Annotated in this window: 13 protein-coding genes and 1 tRNA gene; 5 read left to right on the top strand and 9 right to left on the bottom strand. The window is 41.9% G+C overall.

From position 1 onward, the window contains the following. The first annotated feature begins 289 nt into the window (after positions 1–289). Positions 290–1,165 carry an alpha/beta fold hydrolase gene (locus GSY63_RS09155; protein WP_166585486.1) on the top strand — a complete coding sequence of 292 codons (876 nt, stop codon included), beginning with the start codon at positions 290–292 and terminating at the stop codon, positions 1,163–1,165. A gap of 287 nt (positions 1,166–1,452) precedes the next feature. Here GSY63_RS09155 and GSY63_RS09150 read toward each other — a convergent pair whose 3' ends face one another. The 4 genes from GSY63_RS09150 to metG all read right to left on the bottom strand — a co-directional run bounded on the left by GSY63_RS09150 (position 1,453) and on the right by metG (position 6,074). Then, complete coding sequence (locus GSY63_RS09150) at positions 1,453–2,253, bottom strand: hypothetical protein (RefSeq protein ID WP_166585485.1); 801 nt, start codon at positions 2,251–2,253, stop codon at positions 1,453–1,455. Positions 2,254–2,603: 350 nt separating this feature from the next. Beyond that, positions 2,604–3,635 carry a hypothetical protein gene (locus GSY63_RS09145; protein ID WP_166585484.1) on the bottom strand — a complete coding sequence of 344 codons (1,032 nt, stop codon included), beginning with the start codon at positions 3,633–3,635 and terminating at the stop codon, positions 2,604–2,606. Between the two features lie 200 nt (positions 3,636–3,835). Beyond that, a tRNA-Arg gene (locus GSY63_RS09140) sits at positions 3,836–3,907 on the bottom strand. Between the two features lie 94 nt (positions 3,908–4,001). Next, positions 4,002–6,074, bottom strand: a complete 2,073-nt coding sequence (gene metG, locus GSY63_RS09135) for a methionine--tRNA ligase (RefSeq protein WP_166585483.1) — start codon at positions 6,072–6,074, stop codon at positions 4,002–4,004. Positions 6,075–6,119: 45 nt separating this feature from the next. On the opposite strand from metG, the gene GSY63_RS09130 reads away from it, so the two are divergent. Beyond that, positions 6,120–7,019, top strand: coding sequence for a S66 peptidase family protein (locus tag GSY63_RS09130; RefSeq protein WP_166585482.1), 900 nt, complete (start codon positions 6,120–6,122; stop codon positions 7,017–7,019). 19 nt (positions 7,020–7,038) lie between these two features. Next, on the top strand, positions 7,039–7,446 hold the full coding sequence (locus GSY63_RS09125) for a DoxX family protein (RefSeq protein ID WP_166585481.1): 408 nt from the start codon (positions 7,039–7,041) through the stop codon (positions 7,444–7,446). Positions 7,447–7,541: 95 nt separating this feature from the next. On the opposite strand, the gene GSY63_RS09120 is transcribed toward GSY63_RS09125, so the two are convergent. The 5 genes from GSY63_RS09120 to GSY63_RS09100 form a co-directional block, all read right to left on the bottom strand. Further along, positions 7,542–8,210 carry a hypothetical protein gene (locus GSY63_RS09120; protein WP_166585480.1) on the bottom strand — a complete coding sequence of 223 codons (669 nt, stop codon included), beginning with the start codon at positions 8,208–8,210 and terminating at the stop codon, positions 7,542–7,544. A gap of 105 nt (positions 8,211–8,315) precedes the next feature. Further along, entirely contained in the window at positions 8,316–9,737 is a 1,422-nt protein-coding gene (locus GSY63_RS09115; protein ID WP_166585479.1) for a RagB/SusD family nutrient uptake outer membrane protein, read from the bottom strand. An 11-nt stretch (positions 9,738–9,748) separates the two neighbouring features. Next, positions 9,749–12,802 carry a SusC/RagA family TonB-linked outer membrane protein gene (locus GSY63_RS09110; RefSeq protein ID WP_166585478.1) on the bottom strand — a complete coding sequence of 1,018 codons (3,054 nt, stop codon included), beginning with the start codon at positions 12,800–12,802 and terminating at the stop codon, positions 9,749–9,751. A gap of 215 nt (positions 12,803–13,017) precedes the next feature. Then, positions 13,018–14,355: a SusD/RagB family nutrient-binding outer membrane lipoprotein gene (locus GSY63_RS09105; RefSeq protein WP_166585477.1), complete on the bottom strand. Its 1,338-nt coding sequence runs from the start codon at positions 14,353–14,355 to the stop codon at positions 13,018–13,020. A gap of 15 nt (positions 14,356–14,370) precedes the next feature. Next, positions 14,371–17,622: a SusC/RagA family TonB-linked outer membrane protein gene (locus tag GSY63_RS09100; protein ID WP_166585476.1), complete on the bottom strand. Its 3,252-nt coding sequence runs from the start codon at positions 17,620–17,622 to the stop codon at positions 14,371–14,373. A gap of 187 nt (positions 17,623–17,809) precedes the next feature. On the opposite strand from GSY63_RS09100, the gene GSY63_RS09095 reads away from it, so the two are divergent. Further along, positions 17,810–18,148, top strand: coding sequence for a PadR family transcriptional regulator (locus GSY63_RS09095; protein ID WP_166585475.1), 339 nt, complete (start codon positions 17,810–17,812; stop codon positions 18,146–18,148). 18 nt (positions 18,149–18,166) lie between these two features. Continuing rightward, complete coding sequence (locus tag GSY63_RS09090) at positions 18,167–19,798, top strand: PspC domain-containing protein (protein ID WP_166585474.1); 1,632 nt, start codon at positions 18,167–18,169, stop codon at positions 19,796–19,798. The last annotated feature ends 53 nt before the right edge of the window (positions 19,799–19,851 follow it).

Here is a 19,851-nt window from a genome sequence, read left to right as displayed (position 1 = left end):
TTAGTAGGTTGGATTGCCTGGCGGACAATGCTACCGGAGGCTGGCAAAAATCGGGTTATCTAAATTACAGTTATTTATTCTGATACAAGAACAAAAATTTCACAAATAACTGATTGACTGCACAATGCAAAATTGGCTAGCGCATAATCATCGCCTCTCCAATTCCAATACAACCACATTATCTTGGCGCGATTTACCCCTCAAATTGTCGTCTTTACACAGCCTGAAATGCTGAAATATCGCCGATATTTATATTATTGATAGATCACAATAATTTAATTGGAGCGTTATGAAAAAGGCATTAAAAGGACTTAACGTCTTAAAACCGGCATTAGTAATTGCTATGCTTCTTTTTACAGTATTTCGGTCTAAAGGGCAACAAAGCAAGCCTGCCGAAAGTGGCTACATACCCGTTAATGGCATAAAAGTTTATTATGAAGTATTTGGTAACGGTAAGCCACTTGTTTTGCTACATGGTGCTTTTATGACTATTGATGCAAACTGGGGCGAATTAATACCTGAGCTGTCAAAAACAAGAAAAGTAATTGCTATCGAATTTCAGGGGCATGGGCATACCCCGTTTTCGGACAGAAAATTTGATTTGGCCACCCTGGCAAGTGACGTAGATAGCGTAATGAATTATTTGAAAGTTGACAGCGCCGATGTTGCCGGATATAGCATGGGGGGATCCGTAGCTTACCAGTTGACCATACAAAACCCCAAACGTGTAAAGAAATTGGTAATAATTTCTTCCACCTATAAAAGTACCGGCTGGGCCCCACAAGTAACCGAAGCATTTAAAAACATGAAGCCTGAAATGTTTACGAACAGTCCGATGAAAACGGCATACGACGCGGCGGCACCGGACAAAACAAAATGGACAAAGTTTATAGCGCAAATGCTTGCTTTTATAGCGAGCCCATTTGACATGGGTGATAACAATATCGCAAAAATCACGTCGCCTGTATTGATCATTTCCGGCGACAACGATGGACTAGATAAGGTTGAACTCGGAAAAACCTACCAACTCCTGGGCGGTGGCGTATCTGCCGATATGCAGCCGATGCCGAAATCGCATTTGGCCATTGTCCCTTCGCAAAGCCACGTGAGCTTAATGATGCAGTCTAAAATGATATTGGGTTATTTGAATGGATTTTTAAATTAATTGAAGTGGTTTTGGATATTATCCAGAGGCTTTTTAGCTTGCAAGGCTGGTGTTGTCACCAACCTTTTGATTGATGTTCTTGCGGGTTCTCTCGCAGAGGACCCCGCAATTCCCTGCTAACCTATCCTAAAGCGCAGGGTCCTCTTCGAGAGACCCGGCGGCGACGGGTAACAGGACAAATTGCTTCACCACACGGCAGAGCCTTGCGGGAGCATGGGGGAATCTAAATCCTCTTCATTTGCTATTCTGTTTTATAACATGCGACACACGTACGCCAGCAACGGGGCCTATAGTTTTTTAGGGTGAGTGACCTTTTGTATTTCCGAAGCTTTGTCAACATAGCTGGAAAGATTGGTGTTTATATCCACCAACTCCACATCTTCGTTGTTTATGACTCTAACACTTTCGGTCGAAGAATTATAAATAAACCAAAACCCTTTTGAACGTCCCACAAAATATATGTTTTTTACCGTTCGTAATTGTTGTCCATTTTTAAATTTGAGTCTATAATCGAGGTGGGTTTGCGGCGTATTTAGCGCCGTGTAATTGGCAAAGGAATCGAATATTGCATACCAAATAGTAAAAATAACGACCGCTATTACCTTGTTTTTCACCATAAAATTACCTCCAGCTTGGGTTGTATTTTCTTGTATATACATCACTGTTACAACATAAATTACAAATGGCACTACGAAATAATACCAATATCTAATAGGAATTATTAATGCCAAACGTATTCCTGGATCATTTCTGTAAGCTATGACAGTAATAAATATCGCCAAACCATAGGCCATAAGCCCATACAAATATTTCTCTGCCTTAATAAGTTTATTACTCTCGAAAACAAACATTCCCGCCTCTATCGATCCCATAAATATTGCCCAAAATACCGCAGTTGGGGCCATTGCAATAACATCGATGACATCGGTGTATTGAAATATTGGGACATGTAGAAACAGTTGGTAGAAAATAAAAAGCTTAACTACTGCAAAAGTAAAGGTAATCGTAACGCTTGCGGCGGCTAAGCCTGCTAGATTAGAAAGTGATAACAATTCATTATCGCGAACCTCATTTGAACTTTCTTGCATCGTCAAGATTTTAGGGCAGTCCCAATTATATGAAAATACGAAAACCCATGCTTTATTACAATTAGATTTTAAAGCCTATGGTCGGTGTTGTCACCGCACCATTCGACATAAAGCGGACAAGCCTCACCTATCTTAAACAAATGAGGCTTTTCAAGTGGTCCCGACGGGAATCGAACCAATATCTAGAGTTTGATGTTCTTGCTGGGTCTCTCGCAGAGGATCCCGCAATTCTCTGCGCCAACCTATCCTAAAGCGTAGGGGCCTCTGCGAGAGACCCGGCGACGACGGGGAACAAGGCAAATCACGTCATCACAAAGCAGAGCCTTGCGGGAGCATGTGGAAGGGCTGAATTACGCTAGATAGCTTGATATTGCTTCTCTAACTTTTTTTATATAAATATCGGAAAACAACACACCAAAGTTATTATCTTTTCTGGTCGTGTAAAAATAGGGGGCTGCCTGCGGATCATTATCCCAAATCAACACTACGAGATCGCAATAGCTTCCTCCATCTTTTAATAAACGTATACAAGTAACAATATCCCGCGATATGCAATTAGGATCTTCTTCGAGCCTAGGAAACCTTTCGTTGAATTGTGGGATTAAATAGTTTTGATACCCGTCCGCCGTCAAATGCCGGACTATGGCGTTTCCATTTTGATAGCTATTATGAATGAGAGATATGGGCGCGATTTGTGTTGGCTGTTCAACTTTAACCACATGAAAAGCGTAAGTTAATTGATCAAAGCGATGGAAAACTCCTTTATCATAATATACCACATCGAAGCCACCGCCCCAACCATCCATAAGATTTGTTATCGACTGTCTCTCTTGATTTAAAAAAGAAATGCAAGTTAGCAAAGCTCTTTGCTTACAGAAATGAACAGATATTTCACTTTCGTCGAGATATCCAGAGTTTTCAACCAAATGTTTTGTCCAAGCTTCAGCCCCACTACCACAAGATAAAACATCAAGATTCTCACGACTCTGATCATTCAGCCAATTTCCTTTGTAAACTACCATGATCTGATTGTTAGAAAATTCGGGGCCACCAATTGCGAAAAGCACAGAAACGTCATCATTATATTTTAATGTTCCTAAAAGCTCTTTTAAGTTGCCTTTATTCACTCTTCTATATAAGAAATAGTCGGAAATATCAGCCTGTAACTGCTTAATACCGGTTACATTTCCGGCAAAAGCTACGCACAGAACGTCTTGAATTATAATAGTTTTAACGTTAAAATCTATAACTGGGGTATTTTGGGACGTGTGTTTGTTGGTCGACGGCAAAATAACAGGCTTTTTATTTCCGGCTTCGGAAATAGCTCGGTCACTAATAATGACAGGGAAGCCGTGGCCATTAATCATTGAAATAAGTGTCATGTTCGTTAAATAATTAGACAACATTCAAAAAAAGTGTCACAATCCGTAGAAGCGCAAGTCTCCAACCCACATCTTAACACTGGGTACTTGCGCCAGGCTGACATGATAGCTGTTAGCCTATGGTCAGTGTTGTCACCGCACCATTTCGCGTAATACAGAAAAGCCTCATCTGCTTTAAACAGATGAGGCTTTTCATTTAGTGGTCCCGACGGGAATCGAACCCATATCTAGAGTTTAGGAAACTCCTATTCTATCCGTTGAACTACGGGACCGGTTAATTTGTCAATTTGTTAATTAGCCAATTTGACAATGCTGCAAATCTATTATTTAATGTGGAAATATGCTAATGCACATTTCCACATCTGTTTAGCGTATTACCGATCCTTCGCCCATAGCATTTACCGGGGCTACAAAATCGAGTTTACCTTCGGCGTTTTCGGCCATCAGGATCATACCTTGCGATAGGATACCTTTCAGTTCGCGCGGCTCCAGGTTTACTAAAATACTTACCTGTTTACCGATAATAGCCTCCGGCTCAAAGTGCTCGGCAATGCCCGATACCACCGTACGCTTGTCGATACCGGTATCGATGGTCAGCTTCATTAGCTTCTTGGTTTTAGCTACCTTTTCGGCGGTGAGTATGGTACCCACACGGATATCCATCGCTGCAAACTGATCGTAATTGATATTTTCTTTGGTCGGCAATACTGCTTGCTCTACAGGCTCTTCAACCGCTGCCATAGTTAATGAATCTGCCTTAGCTTGCAGTTTATCAATTTGCGCCTGTATCACGTCGTCTTCAATCTTCACAAACAACAACGAAGCCGGGTTCAGTTGATGCCCATCCTTAAATTTCAGCTCCTGATCAAAAGTTACTTCACCCGCTGGTTGGTTCAGCATCTCGAAGATCTTAGCAGATGTATTCGGTAAAAACGGTTGTAAAGCAGTTGCCATGTGGCCTATCAATACCAAACAATTATGCAGGGTATTACGTGCATCTTCGGCATCAACTTTGAAGGTTTTCCAAGGCTCTTTCTCTGTCAAATAACGGTTACCTAATCGAGCCATTTCCATAGCAGTTTGCTGTGCCTGGCGAAACTTATAGTTCTCGAAACTGCTCTCCAGTTCGTCATAGAGCTCACCTACGGTTTTGTTTAGCGTTTCGTCGGTAAAATCAACTTCGCCCGCAGGGGCTGTAATTTTTCCATCGAAAAACTTGTGCATCAACACCATTACGCGGTTTACAAAGTTGCCCAAAATGGCTACCAGCTCGTTGTTTACACGTGCCTGATAATCTTTCCAGGTAAACTCACTGTCGCTGGTTTCGGGTGCAATGGCAGTTAAGTAGTAACGCAACTCGTCAATCTTATCCGGGAAATCGGCAAGATATTCGTGCATTTCAATGCTCCAACCACGGCTAGTCGACATTTTGTCGCCTTCCAGGTTCATAAATTCGTTGGCAGGCACATTCTCCGGCAGGATAAACGAACCCTGCGCTTTCAACATCACCGGAAACACTATACAGTGGAACACGATATTATCTTTGCCAATAAAGTGCACCAATTTAGTTTCTTTATCTTTCCAGTACAGTTCCCAGTCTTTGCCTTTATCAATAGCCCATTGTTTAGTGGCCGATATATAGCCTATAGGTGCATCAAACCAAACGTATAGCACTTTTCCATCGGCTCCGGCAACGGGTACTTTAATACCCCAGTCCAGGTCGCGGGTTACCGCGCGTGGGTGCAGGCCGCCATCTATCCAGCTTTTGCATTGGCCGTATACATTGGTTTTCCAGTCTTTAGCGTGGCCTTCCAGAATCCACTCCTTCAACCACGGCTCGTACTCGTTTAATGGCAGGTACCAATGTTTGGTTGGCTTTAACACCGGCTTAGCACCGCTTAATGCCGAGTGAGGATTGATCAGCTCTTCCGGACTTAATGAAGTACCGCAGCGCTCGCACTGGTCGCCATAGGCATGGTCGTTACCGCAGTTAGGGCAGGTGCCAATGATGTATCTATCCGCAAGGAAAGAATTTGCTTCTTCGTCAAAATATTGATCCGATACTTTCTCTACAAAGCTTCCTTGATTATTAAGGTCGGTAAATAACTCCTGCGCTGTTTCATGGTGCAGTGGTTCGCTGGTACGGTGATAGATATCAAATGATATATTCAGTTTCTCAAAGCAATCTTTGATCAGCGCATGGTATTTATCAATAATAGCGCGTGGGGTAGTACCCTCTTTCATGGCCTGGTTGGCTATGGCAGTACCATGCTCGTCAGAGCCGCATACAAAAACCACATCGCGCTTTTTAAGGCGCAGGTAACGTGCGTATAAATCGGCCGGAATATATGCCCCGGCCAGGTGACCGATGTGCTTTGGCCCATTTGCATAAGGCAAAGCTGCGGTGATGGTATATCTTTTATATTTTTGAGTTTCCAAAGTTTTAAGCGCTTTGTTATAATTTGGCAAAGATAATTTATAAATATGAGCATAACGCCCCCTTATCTTAAAAAAGGCGACCTGGTCGCTATAACTTGTCCGGCAAAAAAATTACCGCAACCTATGGACGATGCAGTGGCGTTGCTACAATCATGGGGCTTACGTGTAGTTTTGGGCGAAACCGTAACTGCATCATACCACCAATTTGCAGGTACCGACGAATTACGTGCGCAGGACATGCAGCGTTTTATTGACGACAACGAAGTAAAAGCCATTTTCGCCGCACGCGGTGGTTATGGCACCATCCGCATAATTGATGATATAAATTTCGACAACCTGAAGCAAAATCCTAAATGGATCATCGGCTTTAGCGACATTACAGTAATACATTCGCATTTACAGGCTAATCTGCAACTGCAAAGCATTCACGGGCAAATGCCCATCAATATACCGGATGCATCGGCTGCTTCGTTGCAATCGCTTAAAAAAGCCCTGTTTGGCGAGGAGCTTAGTTACAGCTTCACAACCGAAAATCACAATCGCGTAGGGCAGGCCAGCGGCGAACTTATCGGCGGTAACTTAATGCTGCTAATGTCCGTATTAGGCTCTGCTTCTGATGTGGATTACGACGGTAAAATACTGTTTATTGAAGACGTAGGCGAGTATATGTACGCCATAGACCGCATGATCTATTGTTTAAAGCGGGCAGGAAAATTTAAGAACCTAACGGGCTTAATTGTAGGCGGGTTTACCGATTTAAAGGACAACGATATCCCTTTCGGTTTTACCGTGCCGGAAATGATATTAACTGCTATTAAGGAGTATGATTATCCGGTTTGTTTCGATTTCCCGGGAGGGCATGTACCTAACAACAACGCATTGATATTCGGTAGAACAGTAAGCCTAAACGTACAGGCACAGCAGGCAGAATTGAGTTTTATTTAACAACAACCTTATATATTACATGGCATATCTAGCAACATTAGGCAAGTACAAAAATTTCGGGCTTCTGGTTATCCGGGTAGGATTGGGCATTATGTTTATCTATCATGGCTTCCCTAAACTGGCCGGCGGCGTCCATACCTGGGAACAAACCGGACAGGCTACCAGATACGTGCACATTACATTTTGGCCTATGGTATGGGGCTTATTATCTGCAGTTGTTGAAACCTTCGGGGGCTTTCTGCTAATCATTGGCTGGGCTTTCAGGCCAATATGCTTACTGTTGCTTATTAATATGATAGTAGCTACTGCAATGCATCTGGGCAAAGGCGATGGCTTAATGGCCGCCTCGCACGCTATTGAGGATGCGGTAATGTTTGCCGGCTTAATATTTCTAGGCCCGGGAGCTTACAGTGTTGACAAGAAATAGCCGAAACCATCCTTCCACAAAAAAGGCCATCGATAAATCGATGGCCTTTTTTGTGATTGCTGATTATTGATGAATAACCAGATATAACTTGCTCACTAAATTGAGTTGTAATAGGTAAGAAGCTTCGCAATATCGCTCTCTTCTTTAAGATTTAAGTTGTTGCTTTTAATATAAGCTTCAAGCTCAGTTTGTTTATCACCTAAGGCCTCAAGAATCGATTTTTTGTCTTTTTTTACAATGGCAGACTTATCTCCATTTACAAGAAAATATTTGGTTGTGCTAACAAATTTCTTGTCGCTTCCAGTTGAACCATAAACGCTCTGTGTTTCAATTTTCTTTTTTGTTTTTTTCAGGAATTGAGCTTTTCCCTCGTTAAAAACTTCGAAATAGGCGTTGCCGTCGTATCCTTGAATATGATAGCCGTTTCTAAAATGCTTTAAAACCGGGTTCCCGTCTTCCGCATAGGAAATGGTGAAATCAACAACGGGTACAGCGAACGATTGCATCTTATCTTCAGCACTCTTAAAATATAGTGCGTCGTCGTAATCGCTATATTTCAAGTCGATATTGGTATATACTTTATCGTCTTTTAGTTTAACTGTACCTTTACCCCATTCGGCATTAACATAGGGTGACCCTACAACATCAGACATATCGCGATCCTGAACAGGAACACCGCCGGCTGATATTTGAACTCCTTGTGCAGATGCCGACTTAACACCGGCGCAGATTAATAGAATTAAAAAAGCTTTGTAAAATTTCATGATAATTGTTTAGTATTTGAAACCTGAAAATAATGAAATAAGTATACAAAAAAACAGAAAAGGCTCAATTAAGAGCCTTTTCTGTTTTTATTAGTTCGCCATGGATTAATATCCAGGGTTTTGTTTCATGTTAGGGTTAGCATCCATTTCAGCTTGAGGAATCGGTAAAATTCTTCTGAAATCTGTTAAACTAACAGTTGGATAAGATGGAGCAGAGTTCGCCATTTGCGGACGATTGATTACCTGGTTGGTACGGGTAAGGTCGAAGAAACGCAAACCTTCAAAAGCAAACTCTTTTCTTCTTTCATTTAAGATATCATTGATCAACTGTGTACCTGTTGAAGCGTATACCAATGATGGATCGCGCTGTGCAACAAATTGGTTAAGATACTTCAATGCGTTTACTTCATCAGCGCTACGTGCGTAGCCTTCTGCCAAAGTTAAAAGCACTTCAGAGTAACGGATAATTTTAATATCATCACGATCTGATTGTGAAACGTTTGGATATTTACTTACAATTAATGCAGGTAAACCGTTTCCTTTTCTTACACCAGCTGTTATAAAAGCTCTTCTGGCATCGGTTGCTCTGTACTGGTTGTACAAATCTGTAGTGGCTAAGAAGTCGCCATAACCTACTGGCTGATCATACTCATAATCTAAACCGTTAGTACCGTTGTTGGTAGCCGTATTTAAAGCCATTTCAAAAATGGTTTCTACTTTATTTGTCGAACCAACGTTGTTAGCCCAATAAGCAGATAAACCTGTTGCAGTTGCTTGAGTATAGCCACCACCTTGAACCACTAATAAAGCAGCGTCACGAGCACCAGCGTAGTCTCCTTTGTACAGATATGCTCTGGCCTCAATCGCTTTTGCTGCATATTTGCTTAAATAGTATGAGCTGTTACCATGGGTAGATGTAGCTGGCATAATAGCATAAGCACTGTCCAAATCACTGATGATTTTGGCATAAACTTCGGTTACTGTATTTCTGCTTGGCTTAATGTTCGGGCCAGTATATCCAGTAACCAGCGCTACTCCGGGAGCAGCAGGGTTTACTGTATACGGCGTAGCAAAGAAGTTAACTAACTGTAAGTAATTTAAAGCTCTAACAATATAAGCCTCTCCTTTATATTGACCTACTGCACTAGATGAAGCAATACTTGTATTGATAATTCTGTTTGCCTGAAGTATTGTATAATAGCTCTGGTTGAATATATCTGCTGCCTCAGCGTTGTTGTTAATGTAAGAGTAATTGTTCTCTTGCAGATACCTGCCCGAGTTGGAAGAACTTACATAAACGTTGTCCGATAATATATCACCTAAAGCAGGGATATCACGACCGAATGTGTTTGAAGTACGCATACTCGCATACATACCATTCACAGCGTCAGACATATCATTCTCAGTTTTTATAGCGTCAGCAACCGGAACTGCTGTAGGGGGTTTCTCATCTAGAAACTCCTTTTTGCAGGATGTAATTCCCATTACACCTGCCATTAATATATAGATATACTTGTTAAATTTCATTGTACTGATTATTAAAGACCAACATTTAAACCAATTGTGAAAGTTCTGATTTGAGGAACTTCAAGGTTGCTCTGACCAGTAAAGCCAACTTCTGGGTCAAACGGCAAGTTTTTGTCGTAAGTTTTAGTCCATAAGTTGGTACCGCGGCCGTAAAGGTATAATTTAGATATACCTAATTTTTTAACTACGTCGAAGTTTTTGAAATCGTATCCAACAACAAGGTTTTTAAGTCTGATAAAGTCTCCTTTGTATAAGAATCTTGATGAGAAAGATGCAGACTGACCACCGTTTGTACCACCGGCAATATATTTAGGTACATCTGTAACCTGGCCTGGAGTAGTCCATGCTCTAAGGTTAGATGCATATTTACCATAGGTGCCATAGTAAACACCATCAGTTAGATAAGATGCCCATGCATCTTGAATATAGTTACCAAAGTTGTAGTAGAAATCAGCAGATAATGTTACACCGTATACATTAAAGGTGTTGTTAAAACCACCAAAGTATTTAGGGTCTGCTTGTTTGTATTGTACACGTGCAGCAGCAGCGTACGAAGTAGTGGTAGCTGTTTTAGTACCATCTGTATACCAAAGTGCGTTACCGTTAGCTGGATCTACACCTGCATATAATCTGGTATACCAGGTTTGGATGTCGTAACCTTCTTTAACATAGATGTTGCTGTTAGAAGACGGGCCTGCAGAAGCAACATATGGAAGGTGGTTAGCTAACTCGGTAACTTTATTATGGTTAAATGAGATGTTAAAGTTTGTTGACCATGTGAAGTCTTTGCTTTTAATAGGCACACCTTTAACAGCAAATTCCAAACCTTTATTCAACATCGAACCAACGTTTTCGTTAATAACCGTAAAGCCGGTTTCGCGAGCGATTGGCACTTGTTGAATTAATTGGTTAATTGTATTTCTGTAATAATCTACAACAAAACCTAAACGATCTTTAAAGAAACCGAAATCGGCACCAACGTCAAATTTAGTTTGTGATTCCCAGGTTAAGTCCGGGTTACCAATAGTATTAAAGTTTTGACCGGTTCCGCCGTTATAGTTGTTACCATAACCAGCAGTTGGTCTTGCAAGATAGTTGGGGTTAGATGAAACAGATAACGAAGCATTACCCGTTGTACCAATTGATCCCCTTAGTTTTAAAGAGCTTAATGCATTTTGTTGTTTGAAGAAATTTTCTTCATCAACATTCCATACACCACCTACAGACCAGAAGTTACCAAAACGGTTATTAGTACCAAAACGAGAAGAACCATCGCGTCTGAATGAACCGGTGATAGCATATTTGTTTTTGTAATTAGCACTCAACAATGAATAGAAAGAGTCGAATGTATAATTAGAAAATGCTGAACTTGCCGCAGTAGGAGTTGATGAGTTAGCCAAAGAGGTTAACAAAGGCTGAGTTAATGGATAACCAGTTCCTGAAGCATTGATGTAATATTGCTGAGATCTTTGAGCCTCGTAACCAACAGTTGCGTTAACATAAAAATCTTCGATACCTGGAACATTGTAACGATAATCTAATTGGTGACGAGTTAACCAGTTGAAATAACGGGTATAGTAATCGTAACCACGGCCACCTGTTGAAAAACCATCACCCATTATTGGGTTCCAGAATTGGTGCTCCTCTAATACATCATAATCGATGCTACCATAACCGGTGTAACGTAATTGATCCCAAATGTTCCATTTTAAAGTAGCATTAGTTAAAATGCGGGTTTGAGATAAGTTTTTAACATCATTTGCAGCTGTATACAGTGGGTTAAATACGCTACCGAAGTTTGTATTACCAGATCTGCTTGTGTTAAGAGTTCCGTCAGCATTGTATGCTAATTGGAACGGACGTAAGAAGTAAGCTGCTAAGATAGGGTTAGCAAATGCACCACCATTAGAAGGAGTGTTCTGGTTTACATTCGAAAAATTGATCCCTGCATTTAAACTGATTCTTTTGCTGATGTTATGATCGATATTTAATAAACCAGTAAACCTGGTAAGATTTGATCCTATGGTAGTTGCTTCTTGTTTAAAGTAACCTGCTGAACTGAAAATTCTTGTATTTTCGTTACCACCGTTAATAGAAACGTTGTATTGTTGTTGTGTACCATTTTTAGTAACCAGATCGTACCAGTTATTGCTTGCACCGTTAAAACCATTAGCAAGATAAGTGTTGATGTCCGCTTGAGTTTTACCGGCATTAGTCATACCCTGTATAATCAAGTTTCTGTATTCATCACCAGTTACTGGTCTGCCAGATTCAGGAACTTTTAAGTTTGAGCTTGCACCAGCTTCTGCATCAACGCGAACAACTGTTTTGCCAGCTTTACCTTTTTTGGTAGTAATAACGATTACACCGTTAGAACCACGTGAACCGTAAACTGAAGTAGCAGCAGCATCTTTTAATACCTGGATAGTTTCGATATCATTTTCATTGATACCAGCCAGCACGTTTGATGTCGTTGAGTTTCTTGAAAGGTCACCAGCGTTGATGATCATACCATCAATAACATAAAGAGGGTTTGAATCAGCACCGATAGAACCAACACCACGTAAACGTACTTGTACGTTTGCACCTGGCTGGCCACTGCTTGATGAAATATTTAAACCGGCAACTTCACCTTGTAATGCGCCAAGGGGAGTAGAAAACGGCTTGTTTTCGTTTTCGGCACCCTTAACTGTTACTGTAGAGCCAGCATAAGATTTTTTAGATTGTGTGGTGTAACCATCGGTTACAACAACCTCTGCAAGCGCCTTAGAATCGGCTTTTAATTTAATTACTGCAATTGTATTGCCATTAAAAGTAACTGATTGAGATACAAAGCCTATATAAGAAAATGTTACAACCTGGCCTGATGTTAATGACAGAGAATAACCTCCGTCGCCGTCTGTTAATACACCTTTTTGTGTACCTTGAATTTTTACGGATACTCCGGGTAATGGCAGTCCGTCGTCTGCGCTTAAAACCTTACCCGAAACTTTTTTGCCTTGAGCAAACGCATTTGTTAATGCAAGCATGCTTAAGAACAAAAGAATAAGTAAATTTTTTTTCATGCGTTATTAGTTTGTTTATTTAAGAGGTCTAAAATAGAGATATTTTTAAAAAAACAAGATAAAATACACATTTTGTTATCCATTACTTAACACAAATGCCATTTTTATGACAATTGTGAAAACGTGGCACCTACCGGAAAGTATGTATTTTTTACACTATATAAAAAAAGCCCTGACGTAAACGTCAGGGCTTTTTTTAAACAAATTGGTTGTAATTACTTATCCCAATATACCCTCCTTAACATACCAGTATTAGCAGGTGTATTTTTATTGTAACGGATTTCGCTCGATGGGTATAACAACGATCTCGGCAACTGCCCATTTAGCGCACCACCGGCAACAGGGGTCAAAGCCGGCAAGCCTGTTCTTCTCCAATCTGTCCATGTTTCCGGGTTTAAAAAGTTTGCATAGTACTTTTGGGTCATGATGTCATTTAGGGTAATATTGCCAGCCGTCTTGGCTACTGTTGCGGCATAATCTGTTGCATCAACTGTTCGTTGCAGGTTGGCCGTTACGCCTGCATTGTAAGCCGTAGCAGCATCAGCCAATTTGCCTGTTTGGAAGTTAGCTTCTGCTATAATAAACTGCACCTCGTCGTAGCTTAGCAAGTATACCGGCGAGTTAGGGCTACCGTATAATGTACCCAAACCACCGTCGCCATCGCTATATACGTCTAAACGGGGATCGCCGGCTGTAGCCAGTTGATCGTATATATAACCATCGAACGCGATATCGCCACGTTGCGAATTAAATTGCTCCCAAGGGTTCTCGGTAGTAACGCTTGCACCGGCAAACTGTACCGCGGCATCATCTGCCGAATTTTTGAAACCTAAGGCTGCTTCGGTAAGTGCCTTGCCGTAATTACTCGCGTCAACTTTAGCAAGATGTAAATAAAACTTTGCCCTCAGGGAGTGTGCAAACCGCAACCATTTGCCCAAATCACCCCCATATAAAATATCGTCGCTTGCGGGCTGTACTGTCGATTCTGTTTTACCTAAATCTGTAATAGCGGTTGCTAACAGATTATCAAGTGTGGCATAAATCTGCTGTTGAGTGTCATATTTAGGTTGCAGATTTGCCGAACCCTGAAAAGCCTCAGAGTAAGGCACATCACCCCAAAGGTCGGTAGTTAAACCTAAGGCATTAGCCATTAAAATACGGCCTACCGCCGCATAGTGCGTTTGCCCGCTGGCATCGGCCAGTTGTATCAGCGCGTGAGCATTATTCATAATACCGCCGTATAAACCAAAAGTCCACATATTATCAACATCATCTGTTGAAACAGCATAACGGTTAGCCGAAAAAGACTGGTTGGCTGCACCCCGTACCTGCTGCATAAAGGTAGCCGGATAGCGAGATGCATCGCCTCCCCACTCATATCCGGTTGATGCAATAATACCCGGTAGAAGGTTAGCCGGAATAGGTTTTTGCAACTGCGTTGGGTCGTTATTGATACCGTCGTAGAAGTATCCTTTTTTACAGGAAGTCACTGCCGTAATAACTGCAAGCAGTAAAATGACCTTCGTAAATTTATATTTGATTATATTTTTCATGTCAATTGTCCTCGATTAAAATTTAACCTTAAGATTCATCCCGTAACTTGCCGTGCCCGGATTGTTGAAATAGTCGATACCCTGCGCAACGGTTGCACCGGTTAAACTGGTTTCCGGGTCAATGCCCTTATAGGGTGTCCAAATGATAATGTTTCGGGCAAATGCACCGAAGGTGAAGCTCTTAAGCGCCTTGCTTCCCTTTCCAAAGAGTAGGTCTTTGAAATCGTAACTAAGCGAAACCTCACGCAGCTTAACAAATGAACCATTTTCTATAAAGGCTTCATTTAAGTTACCGAAACCACCACCATCGCCCTGATACCAGGCTTGGTCTAAAACTACACTTGTATTATTTATGCCGCCTGGGCCGGCAACTTCGTTGCCGCTGCCATCATAGTGAGCTAAATTCCCGTTAGCATCAATGTGGCCATTAACACCCTTAAATACAGTGCTGGTACCGCGGTTATTGGTAATATCTGATGTACCGATAGCGGCTAATGAGCCTCTTGTACCATTCCAGATATCGCCTTTAAATTTCCAATCGACCAAGCCGTATAATGATATTTTTTGATAGGTAAACGTGTTACCGAAACCCATTCTAAACTTAGGGTTGGTATCTCCGATTTTTTCCTGAACGTTTGGATTGGCTAACGGATAGCCTTTTGACGCGGCATCATCTATTACGATGTTACCACTAGCATCTCTGGTATAACCAAAGCCATAAATCACCCCGGCTGGCTGACCCGGAAGCTCTGCAATTACAGTACCTGTAAAGCCATTGAGTGTGATTTGGTTTACGCCCTCGGCTAATGCTAAAACTTTGTTTCTGTTTAAAGCGAAGTTTACAAAGCTATTCCAGGTAAAGTTGGTGCTTTTGACCGGGGTGCCCGAAAGCTGGATTTCTAAACCTTTGTTACGCAACGAGCCCGAATTTAAGGTTAACGAATTATAACCTGACGACCCCGCAATCGGCGCCGGAACAATCAGATCTGTTCCTTTGCTATAATACGCAGTAACATCTAACCCTAACCTATTTCTGAAAAACTGCAATTGGGTACCAATCTCGTACGAGGTGGTTTTCTCCGGTTTCAAATTGGCGTTACCTAAATTAGAGTTAAGACCATAACTTGCTAAGCCGTTTGCCGGGAAACTGATACCCGTTGTTGCACCATCGGCAAAAGCTGTTGGCACAAAAAATGATTGGGTTTGATATGGTGGCGGCGCATTACCCACTTGTGTGGCCGAAAAGCGGATTTTACCAAAACTTAAAACGTTGCTGTTTTTAAGTTCCCCTAATTCAGAGAATACAAAGCTTAAATTCGCTGATGGGTAAAAGAAGCTGTTTTTACCAGACGGCAGCGAAGAAACCCAGTCGTTTCTACCTGTTGTTTCGAAATATAACATAGAGCGGTAGCTCAAGTTTAAATCGTAATAAACAGATGCAGTTCTGTAATTTACAATAGGATTGGTTACGATAAGAGAGCTCGCATTAGCGACGTTATCAAATCCCGGTGCAACCAAACCGTCGCCCTGACTTGCCAGATTGTCAAGCTTCCTACCATAGAAGTTATTACCAATCTTTCCATCAAACTGGAAATCACTCGATATTTTCTTGGTATAATTCAAGATCAAGTCCGAGTTTAAGCTCTTGTAGGTGTAGCGGTCATCAATGATACGGCCTCCGAGAAATGTACTCGATCCAATTTCATAGTATTGATGCCGATTATCCTGATAGGTATCAGTACCTAACCTATACATAGCACTAAAGCCGCTGCCAATATTATAGTCTAACTGTATGTTACCTAAAATACGCGATATATTGGTAGTGAACGGTGCGTTGTTAATAATAAAATAAGGGTTATCATAGGTGGCACTATTTCGGTAATCGCGCTGGGTAGTACCGCTTAGATTGGTTTGCCCGGCGGGTAATGTGTAAGACAACGGATTGTTTGCCGGATCCTTTAAACCGTTTGAGTTGTCGAATGAGATAGGTGTCCGGGTTAAGGCTAGCATCAAACCAGAAGTATTACTACCCTGTTGAGGTAATTTACCGTCACTAGCGGTATACGTTAAGCTGGTAGACGCCTTTAACCTTTTAGAAATCTCTAACTGGCCAGAAAATGCAATAGACGTACGCTGGTAGTATTGCGTTGGCACAATAGAGTTTTGGTAATTGTTACTTACAGATGTACGATAAACTGCCTTTTCGTTACCACCGCTAACGGATACTGAGTTGGTGAAACTGGTACCGGTTTGGTAAAAATTGTTCAGGTTATCATACCCCTGAAACGGAATTTTAGCCAAAGAGCTCGATTTGCCAACAATATCACCGTGCAAATCATATCCGTTAGGTACACCAGTCCACGCCAGTGTATCAGCTTTTGCACCCCATGAATACCTGCTGGTGCTGTTTCTGCCTGCAATTGATCCGTTTTCACCCCGTACCCATTGATTTTGCAATTTCGGCATCCTGTTGACCACGTCGAAAGAAACACCCGTACTAAAATCAACCTGAGTTTTACCGGCTACACCTTTTTTTGTAGTAATAACAATCGCACCATTGGCTGCCTGAATACCGTACAAGGCCGCCGCCGCCGGGCCTTTCAAGATCGAAACGCTTTCAACGTCATCCGGATTAACGTCCATAGCCCGGTTACCATTGCCAACGCTTGCCAGCGGATCCATAGTTTGATTTTGGGAGTTATCAATCGGCACACCATCAATTACAAATAGCGGGCTATTGTTACCCGTTAAAGAGTTGATACCACGCAACTGGATGTTAGTAGATGCACCTGGCGTACCAGATGAAATAGTAATTGATGCACCGGCTACCTTACCCGCCAATGCCCTCACCGGGTCTGTTTGGGCACCCGCGGTTAATTCGTCCGATTTAACGTCCTGCACAGCATAACCCAAAGCCTTTTTTTCGCGCCGAACGCCTAAGGCGGTTACAACAACCTCGCCAAGCTGCTGATTATTGCTTAGCAACACCGCATTAATTTCGGTTCTGCCACCAACCGGTATTTCTAATGTAGTGTAGCCAATAAAAGAGAAGGTTAGTGTAGATCCGCCTGGGACTTTTAGAGAATAGGTACCGTTTGCGTTGGTTTGCGTTCCGATGCTGGAACCCTTAACCTTTACGGTAGCGCCTGGGATTGGCAATCCATCCTCCTTGGCAGTAACGGTTCCTGTAACCGTACTGCTTTGCGCGTAAATTTGTGTAATAGAGCACACAAAAAAGCACAAATACGCAAGTAAATGTTTTTTCATTTTTTTCGAGAAATAATATCAGTTAATAGTTAATTACTTAAAAATAGGTTGTAAAACTGAAATATTAGTTAAATGAGAGAAAATGAATAAGGATTTATCAAAAAAACATACGAATAAGTCATTTTAATAAAAATTAATTCAGTACTATGTATTGCATAATACAATCTAAAACATATATCTTTGTATTATGATAATCGAGAACACCCAAACCCAAATGCGGAAAGGTATACTGGAGTACTGTATACTTTCTATCATAGCCAAGGGGGAGATATATGCATCTGACATTATCGCAGAGTTGCGGAAAGCACAATTACTTGTGGTTGAAGGCACTTTGTACCCCCTGCTAACCCGGCTTAAGAATAACGGCCTGCTCACATACACCTGGGTAGAATCAACCTCAGGGCCACCTCGCAAATACTATCTTCTTTCCGAAGAAGGCAAGATAGTTTTAGCTCAATTAGATAAAACCTGGCAAGAACTCGCCTTTGCGGTACAAACATCTATCGAGGCACGAAACAAGAACTGACCAAAATCACTATAAATCATGAATAAGACAATCATTATAAATATAAACGGCACCGTGTTTCATATAGAGGAGAACGCCTATGAAATACTGAAGCAATATATGACTGCCGTTAAAAGGCACTTCTTCGATTCGGAGGATAGGCTTGAGATTACAACCGATATTGAAAACCGAATTGCCGAACTGTTTACAGAAATACTTCAGCGCGAAGGCCGTCAGGCTGTGATTGACCAGGATGTAAACTTTGTAATTGAACAAATGGGCGCGGTTGAAGATTTTGATAATACAGCTGCCGAGGGTGCCGAAACAGGTTACACCTACAGTAACCGCGAGACCAAGCGTCGCCTTTTCCGCGATCCGGACGACCATCTGGTAGCTGGAGTCTGCTCTGGCATTGCCAATTATTTTGACACGCAGGCCGTTTGGATCAGGCTCGCTTTCGCTGTAGCGCTTGTATTTGCAGGCACAGGCCTGTTCTTATACATTGTGCTTTGGCTGGTATTACCTAAAGCAGTAACCCGTGCTGATCGTATGGCCATGAAAGGCGAAAAACTAGACCTGCAGGGCTTTAAGCGTAATTTTGAAGAAGAACTGGTAACCGTTCGTGGTCGTTTGGCTGATGCACACGAGGGAGCACAACCTTTTATTTATCGCTTCCGCGATTTTGTGCGTGAATTTGTCACCTTCACGGCCTCATTTATCCGCCAGTTTGGCAAGATCATATTAAAGATTATAGGCATAGCTATTATGCTGGGCTTTTTTGGTGCAGCGATAGGCCTTATTATCGCCTTTGTTGCTGCCGTTGCATTCGGGCAAGATCTTCATCTCATATTTCCGTTTAGCATTGCAGGCGAGCGCTACGGCACATGGTTGTACCTGTCGGCCTTTACCGTGCTAATTGTGCCGCTTTTGGCGTTGATACTCGGCCTGGCAACATTCGTATTTAATACCCGTGGCATAAACCGTTCAACCGCTTCTACACTTTTAATTATATGGGTTTGCGCGTTGAGTACGCTTATTTACTTTACAACAAGGGTGATGTCGGGCTTTAAATCATCGGCTAGTTTTGATCAAACCATCAGTTTAGCTCCGTCCAGCATCAATACCTATCATCTTAAATTAGACAAAACACGTTTTTTTACTGCCGAAGACAGCGCGCGCCTTGATATTAAAGCACAATTTCACGGCCTGATTGTAACCGACGATGAAGACGATGATGAGCATACCGAACCTCAAAACCTAAATATCAACATCGAGAAAAGCGATGTAACCCAGCCCGTATTGGTTGAGCGTTACCACGCCAAAGGCTCTACTTATGAGAAAGCCCTGGTAAACGCACGCAATACCAAATACAATTTCTCGCAAAAAGATTCGGTTTTAACTTTCGATTATAAGCTGCATCGTTTAAACTCCGATCAGTGGCATGCCGAGGAAATAGAACTAACCCTAAAGGTGCCGTTAAACACCAAACTGGTAATTGACAGGAACCTCGATCGCTATGTGCATTTCAGCATCTATGATTGCGCTAACACTAATAAATTGCCCGATGCTCCATCTGCCAACTTTATTATGACCGACAATGGTTTGCAATGCAAGGTTGATACCTTGGTTGCCGACACTGTAAAGGTTCACGCCAATGCGAAAAAGTTTTAAATGTTTAAGCCCGGTAATAGTTACCGGGCTTATTATTTTCTGTTCATCCTGCG

Source organism: Mucilaginibacter agri (assembly GCF_009928685.1).
GTDB classification, from domain to species: Bacteria; Bacteroidota; Bacteroidia; order Sphingobacteriales; family Sphingobacteriaceae; genus Mucilaginibacter; species Mucilaginibacter agri.
This window is presented reverse-complemented; position numbering and strand designations above follow the sequence as displayed.

Excerpts from the sequence above, each read along its gene's own strand:
- GSY63_RS09155 (WP_166585486.1), top strand. The coding sequence starts at position 290 with ATGAAAAAGGCATTAAAAGGACTTAACGTCTTAAAACCGGCATTAGTA.
- GSY63_RS09150 (WP_166585485.1), bottom strand. The coding sequence starts at position 2,253 with ATGCAAGAAAGTTCAAATGAGGTTCGCGATAATGAATTGTTATCACTT.
- GSY63_RS09145 (WP_166585484.1), bottom strand. The coding sequence starts at position 3,635 with ATGACACTTATTTCAATGATTAATGGCCACGGCTTCCCTGTCATTATT.
- GSY63_RS09130 (WP_166585482.1), top strand. The coding sequence starts at position 6,120 with ATGAGCATAACGCCCCCTTATCTTAAAAAAGGCGACCTGGTCGCTATA.
- GSY63_RS09125 (WP_166585481.1), top strand. The coding sequence starts at position 7,039 with ATGGCATATCTAGCAACATTAGGCAAGTACAAAAATTTCGGGCTTCTG.
- GSY63_RS09120 (WP_166585480.1), bottom strand. The coding sequence starts at position 8,210 with ATGAAATTTTACAAAGCTTTTTTAATTCTATTAATCTGCGCCGGTGTT.
- GSY63_RS09115 (WP_166585479.1), bottom strand. The coding sequence starts at position 9,737 with ATGAAATTTAACAAGTATATCTATATATTAATGGCAGGTGTAATGGGA.
- GSY63_RS09110 (WP_166585478.1), bottom strand. The coding sequence starts at position 12,802 with ATGAAAAAAAATTTACTTATTCTTTTGTTCTTAAGCATGCTTGCATTA.
- GSY63_RS09105 (WP_166585477.1), bottom strand. The coding sequence starts at position 14,355 with ATGAAAAATATAATCAAATATAAATTTACGAAGGTCATTTTACTGCTT.
- GSY63_RS09100 (WP_166585476.1), bottom strand. The coding sequence starts at position 17,622 with ATGAAAAAACATTTACTTGCGTATTTGTGCTTTTTTGTGTGCTCTATT.
- GSY63_RS09095 (WP_166585475.1), top strand. The coding sequence starts at position 17,810 with ATGATAATCGAGAACACCCAAACCCAAATGCGGAAAGGTATACTGGAG.
- GSY63_RS09090 (WP_166585474.1), top strand. The coding sequence starts at position 18,167 with ATGAATAAGACAATCATTATAAATATAAACGGCACCGTGTTTCATATA.